The organism is Candidatus Parvarchaeota archaeon (assembly GCA_016866895.1).
In the GTDB taxonomy this organism is placed as follows: Archaea; Micrarchaeota; Micrarchaeia; order Anstonellales; family VGKX01; genus VGKX01.
On the sequence record VGKX01000122.1, the window covers coordinates 1 to 3,878 of the forward strand.

General features: G+C 46.2%; 1 protein-coding gene. It reads right to left on the minus strand.

All coding sequences use genetic code 11. The features are described from left to right. Nucleotides 1-2,531, minus strand: a 2,531-nt coding sequence (locus FJZ26_04780; protein ID MBM3229720.1) for a hypothetical protein, incomplete at its 3' end; no start/stop codon positions are given. Between the last annotated feature and the right edge of the window lie 1,347 nt (nucleotides 2,532-3,878).

Consider the following 3,878-nt stretch of genomic DNA (forward strand, 5'->3'; position numbering starts at 1 on the left):
TTTTCCGGGTTGTCGCCTTGCAAAAGCGATTTTCTGTCCCGCTCAAAGTAGAGGACCATTTCCCCGTCCTCACCCATGGCTGTCCCAAGTTGGAGTTTTGTCCACTGGTCATTTGTTTCAGCCTTGTCGTAAAGATAAATGTAGTTGATTCCCATCTGTGACAAAAGCGGGTTTTGGATTTTTTGGCCCTTGACACTTATCTCTTGCAACTGATAACCTGGTGAGAAGGAGGCACTGACTGCTGAAACCATGCCTGAGACCTTGCCCCTGCTTTCATATTTTCCTACGCGTATGTCGCTTACGTCGCCAGACTCTGCCTTTCTGCGCTCGCTTTGTAGGCTTGCCTGCCCGCGCCTGAATGGATCATCATCATAAACACGAATTGTCGCATCCCTTGAAGCCTGGCTGATTGCATCTAAAAGCCCTACTGAAGCCATCCCCCTAAGAGTCGGAATAGCAGGCTCGTTGATTCTTGGGATGGCCTTGTCCCTGTGCCCGAGAATTCCAAGTGCCGCATCATAGCTGTTTGGAAGAGGAGAGACAAATGTGTAAAGATTTCGCACGCTTGCAAAACCTATGGACGGGGTAATGTTAAACTGGCGCCTAAGCCTTTCAGCCTCGCTTAGTATTGAGTGGTCTGTCTCGTCCATGGTGCGCTTTGCCTGGTCAACAAGATTGGAGGAAAACCTGCCAGATGCCCTGCCAACGGCATTTGGAATGAAGGTCTCGTAGAACATCCTTGAGAAATAATTCTGGTATGTGTTTTGGGTTTCCGGCCCGTCAAGCACTCCGCACATTACAACCAGGTTTTCAAAGTCTGAAGAAGAAAGGCCAAGCGAGGCGCCAACAAGGCTTGGAAGCGCAAAGGCAAAAAACTCGCGGGTTGCACCCTTGTTTATGGTTGCAAGATTATCATCAATGGCCTTTAGATAAGATTCCTGCAATATGCCGCGCTTTTCCATGGAGGGAATGGTGAACTCCAGCAAGGCATATTGAGAGGAGATGTCAAGCTTTGAGAGGATTGACGAGAGGGCGTTTGATATCTGGGATGGATAGATTGTTGTCATTTGGCCTGCATTGAGAAGCAAGGTCCTCTTTTTGGCAAAATCCTCGTACTTATTCATGTCGTTTTGGGACGCTAGCCCGGAAACAGCGTTTTTCAGCGGCGAGTATTGCTCATCAACAACGCCTTTTACAATGTTATAGTAATACGAAGCGTTGGATTGGAATTTAGACGCAAAGTCGCTTGAGCTTGCCGATTCCTGATACGCCTTTGAGGCGGCAAGAAGCACAAGTGTCTCCTCAAGCTTGTGGTTGTTTTTTAGCTCATATCCAGAAGCAGTTGGTTTGTATGCGCCATAGAGCGAGAAGTAAATTTGCCTTGATAGAAGCTGGCTGTTGGATATCTCGAGAAGAAGGTCATGAATTGTCTGATTGAAGCTTGTAGTGTATCTGGCATTGAGTGATGCCGCATTCTCAAAATTTTCAATCAAGGCAACTGCCCTGTTGACACCGGTAATTTGATTTCTCATGTAAGTTAGGCATTTGCTGACATTAAGGTAGTTGTTTTCGGACAAGATGGACTCGAGATTGCTTGCAAGGTCTGACATGCCAGGGCCATAGTTTGTTTTTAGAAGTTCAATCTGGCTTTTTAGCTCCCCAAGGAAAGTTTCCCTATATTTAAGCTGGTTTTGTTTGTCTGCTTCCAGTGCAGGCATCTTAGGTTTATCCTGGTCTTTCTCTGATGACTTGAACATGTACTTTCCAGTAAGCACACGGTCAATGTAGGCCTGGGTGCTTTGCTGCTTAAGTTGGTTTGCAGGGTCAAAAAGCAGGTCAACAAAATTTTCAAAAACGTATTGTGCATCCCTTTTGCCTGCTTGGACAACAGTAGCAAGAACTGATTTGGTATAAGCTCCTGTCTGCAATTCCTCATTTTTTGGAGGAATGATGGAAAATGACGATTCTTTTTTCTTGATTTTTTCAATTATCCCAAAGGCTTCTGACTTGTCTGCGGCAATGGGTGCCAGCAAATTTTTAATCTTCTGCTGCAAGCCCTTAGCTTCCTGCTGCAGTTTTGAAATCTCCTTTTTGTATTTTTTTGGCTCTGCAAGCTTTGTGTCCAGGTCCGCAAGCTTTGTGTCCAAATCCATTATTTTCTTGCGCAAGTCTGAGCCTTGGGCAAAGGCAGTTTTTGCTTCAGAAAGAAAATTCTCAAGCTTGGATATTTGCTCCTGTTGCTTGTCAGTCAGGTCAAAAGACTTGATTTTGCTGATGGTCTTGGTTGCCGCCTCCATCTCATTGAGGATTGGGCCTGGGGCAAATTTGCCACCCACAGTGCCGCCTATAAGCGGCTTGATTTTAAGATATTCGCCCTTGGCGGCATAATTTTGAAGGGTTTTGCTTACAGTTTCAAAATTCGTTATGATTGAGTCAAAGGATTTGACAAGTTCCTGGTTGTGCACCCCAGCATAGGCGTTTTTTTTCTGGTTGTCGGTTGCTTGCCCAAAGGCAGATTGGAACAGAAACATGTCATCACCACTTGCGCCATTATTGCTCTTCCCAGCTTTATAAGAATTGGCATTGGCGCCGTCAGCAAAACTATTCAGTGCAGCCAGTGCAGGGGCTTCAGGGGATTGAAGGCAGATAACGGATATCAGGGCTTTTAGGAAAAACGATTTTGGGCTGAATTTGCGCCCCGCGCTCTGTTTTTTGCCTGCTGCGGGAAATGTGCGTGCTTCAGCCAAACTGACTGGGATTAGGGATTTGGGCATTTGAAAACCTAGGAAATTAGTTTCTGGCTTTAATGAAGAATTGTAACAACTAAGGTTGAATTTGTGCTGCCTTGTTTAGCCTAAGGTTGATTAATTGCCCTGCAAAACGATATAAATTCCCGTCACAATGCACAAAAAGCGACAAAAAAGAAGGAAAGTTAATAGAGTAAGAGAGGCGTCTGGAGCCACAGGGGCTTTTGGAGCCGCTTGCAAACCCGAAGACGCAAAGCCATTTGGAACTTTGAGGCAACAGATAGCCAGCCAGACAAGCGTTTACAGGCCGTCTTTCTCAAAGCTGACAGGCCCCTTCATCAGAGTCTCTTTAATGTCTGCAGCTGAGGAGTTGGAATATGTTGTCCCATCTGCCGCCATTTGCTTGAGGTTGTTTGCCACATCCTGCTTTGTGACAACCTTATCATCAACTGTGATTTTCTCCTTGTCGCCAAACTCGTTTAGGGCAAGCTGGATTCCTTCCTTGTGCGTTGAGACAAAGGCAGTGACATTGGCGTCTGTGGCATCAAGCTTCAATGCGGATATAATGGACTGCTCTGTTGTTTGAGAGCCGAGGATGGTCTGGTTTGGCCCAGTGCCTGTTTCAAAAGTTGTGGCAGAAGCAGGTTTTCTGAAAGTCAGCTCAACGCTCCCGTCACTGTTTACAGTCACGTCTTTTACAAGCAAGCCAAACTTGCTTTGGACATAGGAGCCAAAATCAGCTGCAGCCCCCCCGCTTCCTTTCGATTCGCCGTTTTCGTAGTCTTTGTTGAAAACCTCTGCCCCAAAGAATATTTTGCCATCCTCGTCTTTTGTAGTTAGGAACTGAATGGCCGCCCCGTTTGCATTCAGGACGCTTCTGTCAAAAAAGACAAGCTCGGGCTTTGCGCTTGCAAAAGTCGCATCATCCTTTGCCAGGCTTGAAAGCTCAAGTGCGTCCGCATTGTGAAGCGACATGAAATAGCGGACGGCTGAAGAAGTGAGGATTTTTGAATCCTCTTGCACGTCCATTTTTTCCACGTGTATTGCCGCAAGCTGCGCAAGGGCATCTTTTGCAAGATGGTATTCGCTTATGGCGTTTTGCAAGTCGGTGCCGAATTTTTCCTTGAATTC